Raw genomic sequence first — 13,624 nt, forward strand, 5'->3', positions numbered from 1 at the left:
GGGCTTCAGTCGGAAGAAAGATAAGTCAGTTGCCGCTGCTTGTCTGCCGTGTTGAGGGACGGATCAAGCGAATTTAATTTGGCCTTGGGCAAGGTATTTCTGCTGATTTCTGTATGATCGGCGCCCAAAACCTTGCGCGGCTTTGCCGCTTCTGCCATGACCCTGCGCGTTGCGATCAATGGATTCGGCCGGATCGGTCGCAATGTTTTGCGGGGATGGATCAGCCGGGGCGCTGACACCGGCCTGGAAATCGTGGGGATGAACTCCACCTCCGATCCCGCCACCAGCGCTCACCTGCTGACCTACGACTCCATCCTTGGACGTCTTGATCCCTCCGTCGACATCAAGACCACGGACAGCTCGATGTTCGTCAACGGTAAGGAGATCAAGTTCTTCGCTGACCGCAATCCCCTCAACTGCCCCTGGAAGGAGTGGGGCGTTGACCTGGTGATCGAGTCCACCGGTGTGTTCAACACCGATGAGAAAGCCAGCATGCACATCCAGGCTGGCGCCAAGAAGGTGATCCTCACCGCCCCTGGTAAGGGTGATCGCGTCGGCACCTTCGTTGTGGGCGTCAACGACGACCAGTACCGCCACGAAGACTGGGACATCCTCAGCAATGCCAGCTGCACCACCAACTGCCTGGCACCGATCGTCAAGGTTCTGGATCAGAACTTCGGCCTCGACTGGGGTCTGATGACCACCATTCACAGCTACACCGGCGACCAGCGGATCCTGGACAACAGCCACCGCGACCTGCGCCGCGCCCGTGCTGCAGCTCTGAACATGGTTCCCACCACCACCGGTGCAGCCAAGGCCGTGGCTCTGGTTTACCCCGAGGTGAAGGGCAAGCTCACCGGCTTCGCCATGCGCGTTCCCACCCCGAACGTCTCCGCCGTTGACCTCACCTTCGGCCCCTCCCGCGCCGCCAGCGTCGACGACATCAAGGCCGCTATCAAGTCGGCTTCTGAGAACGGCATGAAGGGGATCATCAAATACAGCGATCTGCCCCTGGTGTCCACCGACTACGCCGGCACCAACGAGTCCACCATCTTTGATGCCGACCTCACCTACGCCATGGGTGACAAGGCTGTGAAGATCCTGGCTTGGTACGACAACGAGTGGGGCTACAGCCAGCGTGTTGTTGACCTCGCCGAGGTGGTGGCCAAGAACTGGAAGTGATCGCCAGCTGACCGCTTTTTTGATCCCTCCCGACTTGGGGGGGATTTTTTTTGGTCAGGCACGGTCGCTTGGGGGGCCGCTCAGGGCTGGCGAAAGTGATCAAATCCGCTTGTGTCCACTGGCTCGTGGTTGTGGGCCCAGCGGATGACGCCCGCTTCAGCATTGATCTGGCCAATGCGCTGGCTTTCGGGGATGCATCGCTGCCAGACATCGGCCCAGGCCTCGGGAAGGCTCAGCACCAGCTCAAAGTCCTCTCCTCCGGCGAGGCACCAATCCGTCCATCGAGCTCCCTCAGGCCAGCCTTCGGTCGTTGGAAGTTGGTCGTTCTGCAGCACCGCTCCGCAGCCGCTGCTGCTGCAGAGACCTGCGACGGCAGAGAGCAGTCCGTCGCTGCTGTCGGTTCCTCCAGCCCGCCAGGGCAGATGCTTCGGTTTGCAGGCCAGCAGCTGTTGGACTTCTTTCAGCCGTGGTGTTGGGCGTTGGTGGCGTGTGATCGCCTGGTCCCGCAGGGTTGAGCACAAAGCAATGTCACGCACGTTTGGATCGTTCTGGAGGAGGGCGAGGCCCAGTCGGCTGAGCCCATGGGGCCCACTGGTGACCAGCACATCGCCAGGGCGGGCTGCGTTGCGATGCAGACGCAGGGGTCCGAGACGGCCGAGTGCCGTGATCGAGAGCAGCCTCTGTTCTCCTTTGGAGCAGTCACCGCCCAGCAGAACGCCGCCGTACTGCTCCAAGGCGGTACTGATGCCTTGATACACCCCGTCGACCCAGTCCCAACGGGTGTGGCCTGGGGCGACCAGGGCCACAGTGATTCCATCGATGTCGACGGCACCACTGGCGGCCAAATCGGACAGGTTGGCGGCAACGGCGCGCCAGCCCACATCCATGGCCGTTGTGGTGGCATCGCTGAAATGGATGCCATCCACCAGAACGTCGGTGTTGATCAGCAGCGGCCGGGCGTCGGCGGCCAGGGCTGCAGTGTCGTCACTGAGCTGATCGGGCGGAGCGAAGCGAGCCAGCCGCCTGAGCAGTTCCGCTTCAGTCAGCTCCGCCAGGGTTGGGCTCATGCGTGGGCTTTGAGCTGCTCCGCTCCCTCCACCACCTTCACGGCGGTGATCCGGTCATCGACGCCCAATTCCTCCAGAACATCGAATCCCTCCACCACGTAGCCGAAGGCTGCATTGCGGCCATCCACGAGGTTCAGGCCAGCCGGGGTGAGCTCCGCTTCGTAGAGAAACATGAAGAACTGGGAGGACCCGTCATCGAGGGCCTGGTCCGAATGGGCCCAGCCAAGGGTGCCCAGGGTTGCGAACGGAAGGGTTGGTGTGGCCATGAACAGGCCCACGTCTTCAAAGGTTTCGTTGTAGATCGTGTCGTCTTCGCCCGGCACGCGGATCTCCAGGGGTACATGGCGCTCCTGCTTGGTCTTGGGATCCACGTAGCCGATCTCTGGTCCTTCCGGATCACCGCTCTGAAGCACGTAGAAGTCTTCGGCCCGGATGAAGGGCAGTCCGTCATAGAAGCCCTTGAGGGCGAGATCCACGAAGGCGCCTGCAGTGAGTGGGGCGTTATAGCCATCCACCACGGTGGTCAGCTCCCCCTGGGTGGTGCTGATGTTGAGGGTCGCTCGTCCCTGCAGCCGTGGCAGGGCATCGAAGTCTGCGGGGATCTCCCGTTCAAAGCCGTCGGGCACCAGCAGGGCCTCCACATCACCGATGAAGCTCAGCGTCCGGCGTCGATCGGCGATGAAGCCTGGTTTATCGGTGGCTTTGACCTTCTCTTTGAGGTCTTCAAGGCCCTGATCCACGCGCTCAAACAGTGCTTCAGCCGTACCGCGCTTGGTTTCAGGGACCGCGTTCAGGATGGTGTCGCGGCGGGTGTTGAGCAGCGCTTCACTGCGTGACACCGTTTTGCCGAGGGCTGTCCAGCGTTTGGCCCGCAGATCGTCACTGGTGAGTTCCAGCCGATGCTGCAGTTCTCGGATGTCGTCCTGATCGAACGGAAGCGCGTCTCGAAGAATCGCGGCAGGGTCCTTCACAGCATTGCCCTGGGGCAGGGCGGCCCAGGCAGGGGCGGCGATCGTGATCAGAGCAAAGCTGATCAGAGCAGCAAGGACGGCGTTCAAACGCTGATGGACCAAGGGGGAACCCCAGTGCTGACGGGACTTTGGCACAGCCGTATAGTCCGATGAACCGTTCGGTGGGAATGATCTCCAGTAACGACTTCCGCACGGGCACCACGATTGAGATCGATGGGGCCGTTTGGCGCGTTGTCGAGTTCTTGCACGTCAAGCCCGGCAAGGGATCTGCCTTCGTGCGCACCAAGCTCAAGGCGGTGAAGTCCGGCAACGTGGTGGAGAAAACCTTCCGCGCCGGGGAGATGCTTCCCCAGGCGATGTTGGAGAAATCCTCGCTTCAGCACACCTACATGGAAGGCGAGGACTATGTCTTCATGGACATGGCCACCTATGAGGAGACCCGCCTCAGCGCAGACCAGATCGGTGAGAGCCGCAAATACCTCAAGGAGGGCATGGAGGTGAACGTGGTGTCCTGGAACGACACCCCCCTCGAGGTTGAACTGCCCAACTCCGTGGTTCTGGAGATCAAAGAAACCGATCCTGGCGTCAAAGGCGACACTGCCACTGGTGGCACCAAGCCCGCCATTCTTGAGACCGGTGCACAAGTGATGGTGCCGCTCTTCCTTTCTGTGGGAGAAAAGATCAAAGTGGACACCCGCAACGACAGCTACCTCGGGCGCGAAAACGGATGACCATGCAGCTGGATCACGAACAACTGCACCGCTTGCTGGAAGCGCTCGGGGAGAGCGATATCCAGGAGTTCCGGTTGGAAGGGGATGACTTCCGTCTGGAAATCCGTCGGAACCTTCCGGCCCAGGCCGTCATGGCCCCGGTCATGCCCGCCCCTGTTGCTGCTGCAGCACCAGCGCCCGTTGCGTCCGCCGAGCCCGCAGCAGCGCCGCCTGCATCCACCGCAACCCGGAGTGACCTGCTCGAAGTCACGGCTCCCATGGTGGGGACCTTCTACCGCGCTCCCGCTCCGGGCGAACCCGCTTTTGTTGAGGTGGGCAGCCGCATCAATGTCGGCCAAACCGTCTGCATCCTTGAGGCGATGAAGCTGATGAACGAGCTGGAGTCTGAGGTTGGCGGTGAAGTGGTGGAGATCCTGGTGGACAACGGCACCCCCGTTGAATTCGGTCAGGTGTTGATGCGGGTCAAGCCGGCCTGAGTCAGCTCAGGTCCCAGGCGGCCTGAAGGGCTGCCGTCGTGCTTTCAGGGCTGGCAATACCTTCGGCCGCAATGTCGAAGGCGGTGCCGTGGTCGGGGGAGGTGCGTAGGAACGGCAGTTCCAAGGTGGTGTTCACCGCAGCGTCGAAGGCCAGCAGCTTCACGGGAATGAGCCCCTGGTCGTGATATAGGGCCAGGATCCCGTCGGGCCCTGGCTGGTTTGGTGTCTGCCAAGCCCGAGCAGCGCTGATCCAGCAGGTGTCGGGAGGAATGGGTCCCTCCAGCTGGACCTGAGGATGGTCCTTTCGCCATTGATCCAGCAGCGGCAGCAGCCATTCGGCTTCTTCGTGGCCCAGCTGACCGGCTTCACCGGCATGGGGATTCAGGCCGGCAATGCGTAGACGTGGTGTGCTCGTGAAGCGTCGACAGAACCCCTCCAGCACGTTCAGTTTGTGGTGCACCAGGTCTGGGGTCAGCGCCTCAGGGATCTGGTTCAGGGGGATGTGGGTGGTGGCCAGCAAGGTGTTCAGGCGCCAGCCGCTGGTGGGAGAGACGGCGGTGAACAGCATTGAGGAGCGCTGGCGTCCAGCCAACTCAGCCAGCCGTTCGGTCTGCCCGGGATAGCGATGGCCGGCCGCATGCCAGAGGTGTTTGGCAATGGGGGCGGTGACCAGGGCGCGGGACCCTCGTTCCTGCAGCAGTTCGACGGCGCGGGTCAGCCAGCGAAACCCCGCATCGGCCCCGCTGGTGGTGGGTTGTCCTGGCTGAACGCTCGCCTTCAGCGGTTGGTCGTCGATTCTGAGGGCTGAAGGGTCGGTAAGGGGGTGGCTCGTTTGCCGCTGCAGTCGCGCGTGGGTGCTGATCAGCGTGCGTCGGCAACCCACCAGCAGGGGTTGGAGCTCCGGGGGGAGCGTGGGTGAGGCGAGGGCCTTCAGCACCACTTCCATGCCGATGCCCGCGGGATCGCCGAGAGCGATCACCAGCTCATGCCTAGGGTTCGTGGAATCGAGAGGGCCCATCGCTGTGCTGCGCTTGCTGCTGCTGGGGTGTCTGTTGGTGGGATTGGCCGCTGGTTTGAGCAATGGCTGGATCGAACTGCACCTCTCCCGTTTTCTTGAGGATGTGGGGCTTTCCCTGCCGGAGGAAGGCGAGGGTTTCGATGTCAACCGTTGGCTGATCGAGGGGGAGAATCCAGGTCAGGCGAATTGAGTTTGTCCTGGTTCAGGCAATCCTGCAGCCCAACGCGGTAGTTCGGGTGCAGCAGTGCATAACCGAGCTCGTGGCAGAGCTTTTGGTTGCTGACGCGGCGGTTCTCGCTCCAGAACGACTGAGCCATCGGACTCATGCTCTCCACGATCTGGTCGAACGGTTCGAGCGGTGGCAGAGCACAACCCAACAGGTCTGCGGCATGCCGCATCAGTTCGGCGGTGGGAGCGGGCAGGTCATCCACCACATTCACGATGCTCCCATTCCCTGGGCTTGCTGGAGCTCGTTGTTCAGCGCGATGCATGAGGTGCCAGCAGGCCCCTGCGATGTCTTCGACATGGATGCGGCAAAACACCTGGCCGGGCTTGTCGATCAAGCGCGCACGACCTTGCTCCAAGCCGTTAAGCACAGATCGGCCCGGACCATAGATGCCTGGCAGACGCAGAATCTGGATCGGCAGACCTGAGCGCAACCAAGCTTTTTCGCAGTTGAGGCGGCGCATGCTGCGGTCCAGCCCCGGCGCCGGGTCGTCCTGTTCCGACACCCAACCGCCCTGACGATCGCCGTAAACCCCTGTGGTGGAGAGATAGCCCGCCCAGCGCAGCGGCAGGTTTCCGAGCGTTGGCAGCAGCTTCAACAAGACTGGATCGTTGCCTTCGCGATCCGGGGGGATGGTGGACAGCAGATGGGTCACGCCGTCCAGGGCAGCAGGATCGAGCTGGTCCTGACCGTTGCTGTCGAAGAGCAGATCAGCCTCGGCAGAGTCGAGGGAGCGGCGGGTGCAGAGCACCGGTGTTCCTAGGGCTCGGGCCAGGCTGGCCAGACAACGTCCGCTGTATCCGCCGCCCAGCACCAGCAGCTTGGCGTCAGCCGCCAGCGGCTGCGACCGCTTGACAAGATCAGCAAGCATCAGTACACCTGTATTAGATCAAATGTACTGTCGTGACGTCGTCGTCTCTCCATCGCTCCCGCTCCGGATCCATTGTGCTCCGGGCCATCCTGACGGCTGCCCTGCTTGCCGGTGCTGTGGTGCTGGCTCCTGAAGACCCTGGTGTTCAGGCCTCCATCTGCCAGCGTCACCACTCCTCGGATGTCTGCCGGGTTTGGTGAGCTTCAGGCAGCCTGAGCTGCGATTGAGATGTCGTCCGGCTCGTTGATGGGGTGATCCGGTTGGGCCCACTGCAGCAGGCGGACGGCGAGTCGCAGGTCGCCATCCATCCAGGCCCGGATCGCCATGGCGCGGCGTGGGTCATAGAAGCGCTGTCGCCGGTACCAGTCGAAAACGTCGGCGTCGGATTTGCGGCCGTTGCACGACAGACACGCCGGCACGCAGTTTTTAGTAACGCTTGAACCCCCTTTGGCCTGAGGGTGAATGTGATCAATTGATTCGGAAGGTTTTCCGCAGTAAATACAACTTTTGCCGGTAAAAGTGTGAAGAGACTGTCGCCATCTTCGAACGCGTAATTTGGGACAGAGTTCGTCGAGAAAAACTGCGTCCCTGCTATGCATCCGAATGCATCGGTTATGGGAATTCTGCCTTGAGCGAAAAGCCCGTCAATGTGTCGAGCGCTGCATTTTCGATAATTTTTTAGCCTGTGATGTGAATCTTGATCTCAATGCTTGCGCGCTGATCTGGGTTCACTAAAGTGATTGTTTGTGGGGGCCTGTTGGTGCCGCCAAAGCCCACATTGACCTGTTGCCTGGACCTCTCTCCAGCAGGACTGATCCGGGTGGTCAGCCCCTTTGATGCGGTGACCCAGTCCCAGTTGCGGCGGATCAAGCCCCGCGGGCGTTGGAACGGCGGTGGCCAGGGGTGGGATTTCCCCTTGGCTGCAGCCGATGCGCTTCAGCAGGCCCTGGGGCGCCGTTTTCCTGTCACCTCCGCACTGCAGCAGTGGCTCGACTGGTGTCAGCAGCCGCTGCCGCCGCTGCCACCGCACCGGACCCTTGTGGCCGCAGCGGATCTCGACGAAGTCCTGCAGGATGGTCGTCGGCCTCTGCGCCATCAACGCTCCGGGGTCCGCTGGCTCCTGGCCCGTCGCGGCGCAGTTCTGGCGGATGAGATGGGGCTGGGGAAGACCCTTACAGCTCTGTTGGCGGCCCGTGCCCTGATGCGCTGCGCTGAGCTGCGGTTGCTGGTGGTGGCTCCCGTCGGCCTGCATCCCCACTGGCGCCGGGAATCAGAGATTCTCGGGGTTGAGCTTGAGTTGGCGAGCTGGGCTCGGCTTCCCGACACCCTGCCACCAGCGGGAACGCTCCTTGTGGTGGATGAAGCGCACTATGCCCAGTCGCTTCAGGCGCAGCGCACGGCTGCCTTGCTGCGTCTGGCCCGTCATCCCCGTCTGAGGGCGATCTGGATGCTCACAGGAACCCCGATGAAGAACGGTCGCCCGTCCCAGCTGTATCCCCTGCTGGCGGCGATGGATCATCCGATTGCTCGTGATCAACGCCAGTTCGAAGAGCGGTATTGCCAGGGGCACTGGCGGGAGGGTCGATCCGGCAAACGCTGGCAGGCGTCCGGCGCCAGTCAGTTGGAGGAGCTGCGGCGTTTAACTCGACCGTTGATCCTGCATCGCCGCAAGCAGCAGGTGGTGGACCTTCCTCCCAAGCAGCGGCGTCTTCACCCCGTGGCGCTGTCGGAGGCTGAGCTCACGGGTTTCGACCATCGTGTCGAGCTGGTGTTGGATGACTACCGCCGTCGGGCTCAGCTCGGAGAGGTGCGACGGGATGCAGAGCACCTGGCTTTGCTCACCTCCATGCGCCAGATCGCTGCGGAATTCAAATTGCCGGCGGCCCAGCAGCTGGTGGAGTCACTGCGCCGGCAAGGCGAGGCTGTAGTGCTGTTCAGTGGCTTTGTGGCCCCATTGCAGCTGTTGCAGCAAACCCTTGGTGGCGAGTTGTTGACCGGTCGCCAGCGCCCTGCTGAACGCCAGGAGAGTGTGGATCGGTTCCAGCAGGGTCAGAACGATTGTCTGTTGGCCACCTTCGGCACCGGTGCCCTTGGCTTCACCCTGCACCGGGCCCGTCATGTGGTGTTGCTGGAACGCCCCTGGACCCCGGGCGATCTCGACCAAGCCGAAGACCGCTGTCACCGTCTAGGAATGGGAGATGGCCTGACCTGCCATTGGCTGCAGCTCGGCGCAGCCGACCAGTTGGTGGATGGCTTGTTGGCGAGCAAGGCGCAACGGATCGAGGTGTTGCTGGGGCCGCGGCGCTTGTCGCTGCAACGTCAATCACTCCCCGCCATGGTGCGGGATTGTTTGCAATTGCTCTGACGCACCTGGAGTTCGTGCTGCAGCATCGGGTCGACCGGCTGGCTCGACCGCTCCAGCAGCGAAACTGCTATCGCGACGTCGTCGCAGGCTTTGGCTTGATCGCCAAGCAGGGTCAAGACAAGGGCGCGGTCGCGATGCAGATCGGCCTGATCCGGTGTCTGCTCGATGGCCTCATCACAGCGTCTAACGATCAGCTCAAGCTCATCCATGCGGAAGCCACCGAGGCAACTGGAGACGAGTGGCGTCGGTGTGTTGGCAGGCGTCGCGGGTTGCTTGCTCTGGCAGCCAGCCACCAACACGGCAGCCAGAAGCATCAGCCCCAGAAGCCCTGAGGGCTCAGTAGCTGTAGCGCGTGGTGTCGTCGCTGCTCTCGATGCTGCTTTCGGTATCGGATGAGGAGTTTGCAAGGGCGGCAGCGGTGGCTGGTTGAGTGTTCCCGCCGAACAGATCACCAAGGAACTGGCCACAGTCGGGGAAATTGCCGGGGTCCTGGACGACGGCTTCCGTAATCATCACCGAGGCATGCTCCGGGGATGTTTTGAACACGCCGCTGCGCTGCCGCTTGATCACGGCGTAGGCGGCATTCCAGCTCACCTCGTGGTCGTTGCCGCTGGACCGCATGAAGCAATAGATCTTGGCCCCCTTCTCTTCGGTGGCTTCGGCCGCTTGCAGGGGGGAGGTCATGGTGCTGAGAGCGCCGATCAGGGCCGCGGCGGAGAGAACCAGCGATGACCTGATGGGACCCATGACGTCAGTTGTGGATTGATCCCAAGGTATCGATCAGCTTCCAGCTGTCGAGGGCACGATCAGCCGCACCACCAGCGGCAGCACGAGCAGCACGGTGATCAGCCGCACGGCATGGAGGGCGGCCACCGCGGCACCGACGCCGAATTCGGCACCGACCAGGCTCATGCCACTGATGCCACCCGGGGCAGCCCCCAGCAAGGCCACGACGGGATCAATGCCGAGCAAGCGGCTGGTCCAGAGGCCGACGACCAGTCCTGTCAGCACCAGCGCCAGGGTGATCAGAACCGCTGGTTTCCAGAGAAGTTGCAGTTGCTCTAGGGACGCTCGCGTCAGGCCAGTTCCGATCACGGTGCCGATGCCGATCTCCAGAACCGTGCGCGTTCCCGCTGGCCATGTGGCTGGTTCCAGCTGGCCGCTCATGCTGACGATGCCAGCACCCAGCAAGGCCCCTGCCAGAGGTGCGGCGGGAATGCCGCTGAACAGAGCCAGCAGTCCGATGGCGGTTCCAGCCAGCAGGTACAGCGCCAGCGTTGCCAAGGAAGGCATCGGTCTCGATCGCGTCATGTCAGCTTGATCTTGAGACAGCGGCGCTCCTGTGTTGTCATCAGCGCAACCATCAGCTTTCGGTGATGACGTCCTCCGTGTCTTTTCGGATCACCCGCACTGCGGAAGATCTCGCGCAAACCATCACGGCTCTGTCGCAGCGTTTGGTGAAACTGGAACAGCGTCAGCAAGCGATTGAGCTGCAACTGCGCCAGCAGCAGCAGAATCTGAATGCTGTTCCAGACAAAGAGATCTCCACGCTCGAGGGCGTTGAAGCTCTGCTGCGGGAAACGCGGGAGCTGTTGGAGAGCACAGCTCCGATCCCAGAGCCTGAAATGGCTGAAGAGTCTTCCCAGAACCATGCCTGGGGTCAGGAGGCCGAAACAGAAACGAGCCGCGATGTCGCGTAGGGGTGGCGCGCGGTGCCAAAATAAAAAGAAAGGCAACTATGGCGACCACCATCCCTGCCTCCAATGCTTGTGCCTCTCGCACCTTGCATGGCATGACCATCTGGACCCGGTCAGGTTTCCTTGAAGGTGGTCATCAGCTCGAGAAGCTGGAATTCGCGCTCGCCCTCGCTGAAGCCAAAGGCGATCAGCTTCGTTGCTCGCAGTTGCGCGACCGAATTGCCGATCTGGGGGGCAATGCAGAGGAACCGGGTACCTGATCGGAACCCAAGCAATCGACGGGGTTGAACGGTAATCGTGCAGATCGCGTGTGGGATGGCCTAAGTATCAATTAGAGCTACTCTTTTGTTGACAAGGGAATTCGAACGTTGACCCTGACGCTTACGAAAACAAAACAATCGGAGACGGCTGCACAACAACGTCAGGACCATGAATCGGCAGCTCAGGCTCTGTTCATCAAGGCCCGCCACTGCGCAGAAGATGGCCGCATCAATGAGGCGGGCTCGTTGATCTTGCAGGCCCTGGAACACGAGCGCCGTGCTGGGTGCGCTGGGCCTCAGGTTCTCCAGCTCGTCAAGTCTCGTTCTTGATGAGCGTTTGAAATTTGTTCAAGCGGGTGACCGGACTCGAACCGGCGACGTTCAGCTTGGGAAGCTGACATTCTACCACTGAATTACACCCGCAAAGGGGCGAGATCGCTCTCACCACCTGTGTTTTAGCTAAGAGCAGCGGAGGCTGCAGCAACCCCTGCTCCCATGCTGCCTTTGTGCAGACCAAGGGACTGAAGGGTGGATTCGATCGCAGCGACGGCGGTCAGAACATCCCGGTCGCAGACGTAGCCGAGATGGCCGATGCGGAACACCTGACCTTTCAGGTGGTCTTGTCCTCCAGCCAGAAGAATGTCGAACTTCTCCTTCACGGCTTTGCGCAACTGTTCGGCATCGATGCCTTCAGGGGCCACTGCGGTGATGGCCGGGCTGCCGAAACCCTCGGCGGCAAACAGGGGCAGGCCTATTGCCTTCATGCCTGCCTGGGCGGCGGCGCGATGGCGGGCGTGGCGGGCAAAAATCGCCTCCAGGCCTTCCTTCTGCATCATGTCCAGAGCAGCTTCCAGGCCGAAGTAGAGGTTCACGGCCGGGGTGAAGGGGTTGCTGTCCTTCGCCGCTGTTTTCCGGTAAGGGCCCAGATCCAGATAGAATTTGGGCAGATCGGAACGCTCATAGGCCTCCCAGGCCCGTGCACTCATGGCCACAAAACTCAGGCCCGGTGGAAGCATGTAGCCCTTCTGAGCGCCTGATGCCACCACATCCAGTCCCCACTCATCCATCGGGACGTTGGTGGCGCCAAGGCTGGTGACGCAGTCCGCCAGGGTCAGTGCCGTGCCGTGGGCCTTCACGTGACGGGCAATGCTCTCCAGGTCATTGATCACCCCTGTCGAGGTTTCCGAGTGGGTGAGGATCACGGCCTTGATCGCTTTGGCGCTGTCAGCTTCTAATGCTGAGCGGAAGGCCTCTGGATCGAGGGGTTGGCCCCACTCCGCCTTGATCACCTCAACATCGAGTCCGTAGGCGCGGGCCACCTTGACCCAGCGTTCGCCGAACTTGCCGTTGTCACCGCAGAGCACCTTGTCGCCGCGGCTGAGGGTGTTGATGATTCCCGCTTCCATGGCGGCGGTTCCGCTGCCGGTGATCACCAGCACGTCGCTTGTCGTCTGGTGCAGCCACTTGAGCTGTTCGGCGGTGCGCCGCACGATGGCCTGGAACTCCCCGCTGCGGTGGCCGATGGGGTGACGACCCATGGCCTTCAGCACCGTTTCCGGCACCGGGGTGGGGCCCGGAATCATCAGGGTGAGCTTGTCCTGCATGGCGCGGGGGATGCCAATCGGCGACTCTAGAAAACAGCTTGTCCGGTTCCATCGCCCCCTCCAGCCCTGGATTGACCCTGCCGGTGTGGGTGGCGGCGGCGGCCAAGGCGGCCCTGCAGGTGTTGCTTGGTGAGCCGTTTGAGCCTGAGCAGCAGTTGAGTCAGGGGTCAGATCAACCTTCGATGCAGGTGCCTGTCTGCTCGGCGGCTCCTCTGGCACCAGGTGAGGCCCTGGGCATCAGCCGTTGTGATCCAGGGCCTGGCCTTGATCTGACGCGGGATCTTGAGGTCTGGGTGCGGGTGGCCTGGATCGCTGCATCCCAGCCGGTGCTTGAGCTGCAGGCCGGAGAAGGGGTGGGTCGTTTTGGTGCTGAGGGGGACGTCTGTCTCTCCGGTTTTGCCCGTGAGCTGTTGGAGCGGAATCTGCTGCCCCTGCTGCCGCCAGGTCGGGGCTTGCTGGTGCAGCCGATTCTTCCGAGGGGCCGCGTTCTGGCCGAACGCACCAGCAATGCTGCCTTCGGTGTTGTTGATGGTCTGGCGTTGATCGGCACCCAGGCGGAGGTGCAGCGCAGCGCCGCACCGGATCAACTGCAGCAGGTGTTGGCAGACCTGAGGGCGCTCGCTGCGGATGCGGCGTTTCAGGGACGCCTCGTTCTGGTGATCGGTGAGAACGGCTTGGATCTGGCCCGCCAGCAGGGTCTGGGGCCCGTGCTGAAGGTGGGGAACTGGGTGGGGCCCGTGCTGGTGGCCGCGGCGGAAGCCGGTGTTCGCGATCTGCTGCTGCTCGGTTACCACGGCAAGTTGATCAAGCTGGCCGGCGGCATCTTTCACACCCATCACCACCTGGCAGACGGCCGTCTGGAGGTGCTTGTGGCCCTGGGCCTGGATGCCGGTTTGTCGGTGGCCCAGTTGTTGCAACTGCGGGGTGCTGCATCCGTTGAGGAGGCCTTTCAGGCACTGGAGGTTGAGCAAGCCATGGCCCTTGGGCAGCATCTGGCTGCGATCGTGGAGCGGCGCAGCCAGTCCTATGTGGATCGCTACGGCGCCTGGTCCATGCGGATTGGTGCTGCTCTGTTCGACCGAAGCCGCACCCTGCGCTGGTGGGGACCGGAGGGGGAGAAGCGCTTCTTTACATTGAGGGATTGACGCTCGTCCGC

The 13,624-nt window shown here is 62.2% G+C and carries 19 protein-coding genes and 1 tRNA gene; 9 read left to right on the top strand and 11 right to left on the bottom strand.

Features of this window, described 5'->3' with window-relative positions:
• Nucleotides 1-5: 5 nt before the first annotated feature.
• Nucleotides 6-158, bottom strand: coding sequence for a hypothetical protein (locus tag SynA1544_RS00140; protein ID WP_186514387.1), 153 nt, complete (start codon nucleotides 156-158; stop codon nucleotides 6-8).
• On the opposite strand from SynA1544_RS00140, the gene gap reads away from it, so the two are divergent.
• Entirely contained in the window at nucleotides 157-1,182 is a 1,026-nt protein-coding gene (gap, locus tag SynA1544_RS00145) for a type I glyceraldehyde-3-phosphate dehydrogenase (protein ID WP_038556735.1), read from the top strand. The two genes, SynA1544_RS00140 and gap, sit on opposite strands and share 2 nt — an antisense overlap.
• 80 nt (nucleotides 1,183-1,262) lie before the next feature.
• Here the strand turns inward: gap and thiL are convergent, their stop codons facing one another.
• On the bottom strand, nucleotides 1,263-2,249 hold the full coding sequence (thiL, locus tag SynA1544_RS00150) for a thiamine-phosphate kinase (protein WP_186514388.1): 987 nt from the start codon (nucleotides 2,247-2,249) through the stop codon (nucleotides 1,263-1,265).
• Entirely contained in the window at nucleotides 2,246-3,355 is a 1,110-nt protein-coding gene (locus tag SynA1544_RS00155; RefSeq protein ID WP_255477663.1) for a peptidylprolyl isomerase, read from the bottom strand. Before SynA1544_RS00155 ends, thiL begins: the two co-directional genes overlap by 4 nt.
• A 32-nt stretch (nucleotides 3,356-3,387) precedes the next feature.
• Between SynA1544_RS00155 and efp the strand changes: the two genes are divergently transcribed.
• Nucleotides 3,388-3,951: an elongation factor P gene (gene efp / locus SynA1544_RS00160; protein WP_011363074.1), complete on the top strand. Its 564-nt coding sequence runs from the start codon at nucleotides 3,388-3,390 to the stop codon at nucleotides 3,949-3,951.
• Entirely contained in the window at nucleotides 3,948-4,427 is a 480-nt protein-coding gene (gene accB / locus SynA1544_RS00165; protein WP_186514389.1) for an acetyl-CoA carboxylase biotin carboxyl carrier protein, read from the top strand. Before efp ends, accB begins: the two co-directional genes overlap by 4 nt.
• A gap of 1 nt (nucleotide 4,428) precedes the next feature.
• Here the strand turns inward: accB and pdxA are convergent, their stop codons facing one another.
• A complete protein-coding gene (pdxA, locus tag SynA1544_RS00170; protein WP_186514390.1) occupies nucleotides 4,429-5,445 on the bottom strand; it encodes a 4-hydroxythreonine-4-phosphate dehydrogenase PdxA in 1,017 nt (338 codons plus the stop codon).
• Here pdxA and SynA1544_RS00175 point away from each other — a divergent pair.
• Nucleotides 5,426-5,635: a hypothetical protein gene (locus tag SynA1544_RS00175; RefSeq protein WP_255477664.1), complete on the top strand. Its 210-nt coding sequence runs from the start codon at nucleotides 5,426-5,428 to the stop codon at nucleotides 5,633-5,635. The genes pdxA and SynA1544_RS00175 overlap by 20 nt on opposite strands.
• Here the strand turns inward: SynA1544_RS00175 and SynA1544_RS00180 are convergent.
• The gene (locus SynA1544_RS00180) at nucleotides 5,589-6,542 is read right to left on the bottom strand and encodes an SDR family oxidoreductase (RefSeq protein ID WP_186514392.1); all 954 of its coding nucleotides are present in this window, start codon (nucleotides 6,540-6,542) and stop codon (nucleotides 5,589-5,591) included. The genes SynA1544_RS00175 and SynA1544_RS00180 overlap by 47 nt on opposite strands.
• A 32-nt stretch (nucleotides 6,543-6,574) precedes the next feature.
• Here SynA1544_RS00180 and SynA1544_RS00185 point away from each other — a divergent pair, with 32 nt between their 5' ends.
• On the top strand, nucleotides 6,575-6,742 hold the full coding sequence (locus SynA1544_RS00185; protein WP_255445678.1) for a serine protease inhibitor: 168 nt from the start codon (nucleotides 6,575-6,577) through the stop codon (nucleotides 6,740-6,742).
• Between the two features lie 3 nt (nucleotides 6,743-6,745).
• Here SynA1544_RS00185 and SynA1544_RS00190 read toward each other — a convergent pair whose 3' ends face one another.
• Complete coding sequence (locus SynA1544_RS00190) at nucleotides 6,746-7,141, bottom strand: HNH endonuclease (RefSeq protein WP_186514393.1); 396 nt, start codon at nucleotides 7,139-7,141, stop codon at nucleotides 6,746-6,748.
• A 161-nt stretch (nucleotides 7,142-7,302) separates the two neighbouring features.
• Between SynA1544_RS00190 and SynA1544_RS00195 the strand changes: the two genes are divergently transcribed.
• On the top strand, nucleotides 7,303-8,907 hold the full coding sequence (locus SynA1544_RS00195; protein ID WP_186514394.1) for a DEAD/DEAH box helicase: 1,605 nt from the start codon (nucleotides 7,303-7,305) through the stop codon (nucleotides 8,905-8,907).
• Here the strand turns inward: SynA1544_RS00195 and SynA1544_RS00200 are convergent.
• Genes SynA1544_RS00200 through SynA1544_RS00210 form a run of 3 tightly spaced genes read right to left on the bottom strand, consistent with a single transcriptional unit; the run spans nucleotide 8,862 to nucleotide 10,200 of the window.
• Nucleotides 8,862-9,221, bottom strand: a complete 360-nt coding sequence (locus tag SynA1544_RS00200; protein WP_255477665.1) for a hypothetical protein — start codon at nucleotides 9,219-9,221, stop codon at nucleotides 8,862-8,864. The two genes, SynA1544_RS00195 and SynA1544_RS00200, sit on opposite strands and share 46 nt — an antisense overlap.
• Before the next feature lie 22 nt (nucleotides 9,222-9,243).
• Entirely contained in the window at nucleotides 9,244-9,654 is a 411-nt protein-coding gene (locus SynA1544_RS00205; RefSeq protein ID WP_186514395.1) for a DUF6554 family protein, read from the bottom strand.
• 33 nt (nucleotides 9,655-9,687) lie between these two features.
• Nucleotides 9,688-10,200 (bottom strand): AbrB family transcriptional regulator, encoded by a 513-nt coding sequence (locus tag SynA1544_RS00210; RefSeq protein ID WP_114988843.1) that lies wholly within the window; start codon nucleotides 10,198-10,200, stop codon nucleotides 9,688-9,690.
• An 83-nt stretch (nucleotides 10,201-10,283) separates the two neighbouring features.
• Between SynA1544_RS00210 and SynA1544_RS00215 the strand changes: the two genes are divergently transcribed.
• Together SynA1544_RS00215 and SynA1544_RS00220 are read left to right on the top strand one after the other, a co-directional pair.
• Nucleotides 10,284-10,607: a chemotaxis protein gene (locus SynA1544_RS00215; RefSeq protein WP_186514396.1), complete on the top strand. Its 324-nt coding sequence runs from the start codon at nucleotides 10,284-10,286 to the stop codon at nucleotides 10,605-10,607.
• A gap of 38 nt (nucleotides 10,608-10,645) precedes the next feature.
• Nucleotides 10,646-10,864, top strand: coding sequence for a hypothetical protein (locus SynA1544_RS00220; RefSeq protein ID WP_186515381.1), 219 nt, complete (start codon nucleotides 10,646-10,648; stop codon nucleotides 10,862-10,864).
• Nucleotides 10,865-11,215: 351 nt separating this feature from the next.
• Here SynA1544_RS00220 and SynA1544_RS00225 read toward each other — a convergent pair.
• Nucleotides 11,216-11,287 (bottom strand) — tRNA-Gly (locus SynA1544_RS00225).
• A 32-nt stretch (nucleotides 11,288-11,319) separates the two neighbouring features.
• Complete coding sequence (locus SynA1544_RS00230) at nucleotides 11,320-12,468, bottom strand: alanine--glyoxylate aminotransferase family protein (RefSeq protein WP_186514397.1); 1,149 nt, start codon at nucleotides 12,466-12,468, stop codon at nucleotides 11,320-11,322.
• Between the two features lie 38 nt (nucleotides 12,469-12,506).
• Between SynA1544_RS00230 and cbiD the strand changes: the two genes are divergently transcribed.
• Entirely contained in the window at nucleotides 12,507-13,613 is a 1,107-nt protein-coding gene (cbiD, locus tag SynA1544_RS00235) for a cobalt-precorrin-5B (C(1))-methyltransferase CbiD (protein WP_186514398.1), read from the top strand.
• Nucleotides 13,614-13,624: the final 11 nt, after the last annotated feature.

This window comes from Synechococcus sp. A15-44, from assembly GCF_014280115.1.
GTDB lineage: Bacteria > Cyanobacteriota > Cyanobacteriia > PCC-6307 > Cyanobiaceae > Parasynechococcus.

Bases quoted from the DNA above. Each gene is read 5' to 3' on its own strand.
- thiL (WP_186514388.1), bottom strand. From the start codon at position 2,249: ATGAGCCCAACCCTGGCGGAGCTGACTGAAGCGGAACTGCTCAGGCGG.
- SynA1544_RS00140 (WP_186514387.1), bottom strand. From the start codon at position 158: ATGGCAGAAGCGGCAAAGCCGCGCAAGGTTTTGGGCGCCGATCATACA.
- SynA1544_RS00180 (WP_186514392.1), bottom strand. From the start codon at position 6,542: ATGCTTGCTGATCTTGTCAAGCGGTCGCAGCCGCTGGCGGCTGACGCC.
- SynA1544_RS00190 (WP_186514393.1), bottom strand. From the start codon at position 7,141: ATGCATAGCAGGGACGCAGTTTTTCTCGACGAACTCTGTCCCAAATTA.
- SynA1544_RS00210 (WP_114988843.1), bottom strand. From the start codon at position 10,200: ATGCCTTCCTTGGCAACGCTGGCGCTGTACCTGCTGGCTGGAACCGCC.
- pdxA (WP_186514390.1), bottom strand. From the start codon at position 5,445: ATGGGCCCTCTCGATTCCACGAACCCTAGGCATGAGCTGGTGATCGCT.
- SynA1544_RS00220 (WP_186515381.1), top strand. From the start codon at position 10,646: ATGGCGACCACCATCCCTGCCTCCAATGCTTGTGCCTCTCGCACCTTG.
- gap (WP_038556735.1), top strand. From the start codon at position 157: ATGACCCTGCGCGTTGCGATCAATGGATTCGGCCGGATCGGTCGCAAT.
- SynA1544_RS00215 (WP_186514396.1), top strand. From the start codon at position 10,284: ATGACGTCCTCCGTGTCTTTTCGGATCACCCGCACTGCGGAAGATCTC.
- accB (WP_186514389.1), top strand. From the start codon at position 3,948: ATGACCATGCAGCTGGATCACGAACAACTGCACCGCTTGCTGGAAGCG.
- efp (WP_011363074.1), top strand. From the start codon at position 3,388: ATGATCTCCAGTAACGACTTCCGCACGGGCACCACGATTGAGATCGAT.
- SynA1544_RS00200 (WP_255477665.1), bottom strand. From the start codon at position 9,221: ATGCTTCTGGCTGCCGTGTTGGTGGCTGGCTGCCAGAGCAAGCAACCC.
- SynA1544_RS00230 (WP_186514397.1), bottom strand. From the start codon at position 12,468: ATGCAGGACAAGCTCACCCTGATGATTCCGGGCCCCACCCCGGTGCCG.
- SynA1544_RS00205 (WP_186514395.1), bottom strand. From the start codon at position 9,654: ATGGGTCCCATCAGGTCATCGCTGGTTCTCTCCGCCGCGGCCCTGATC.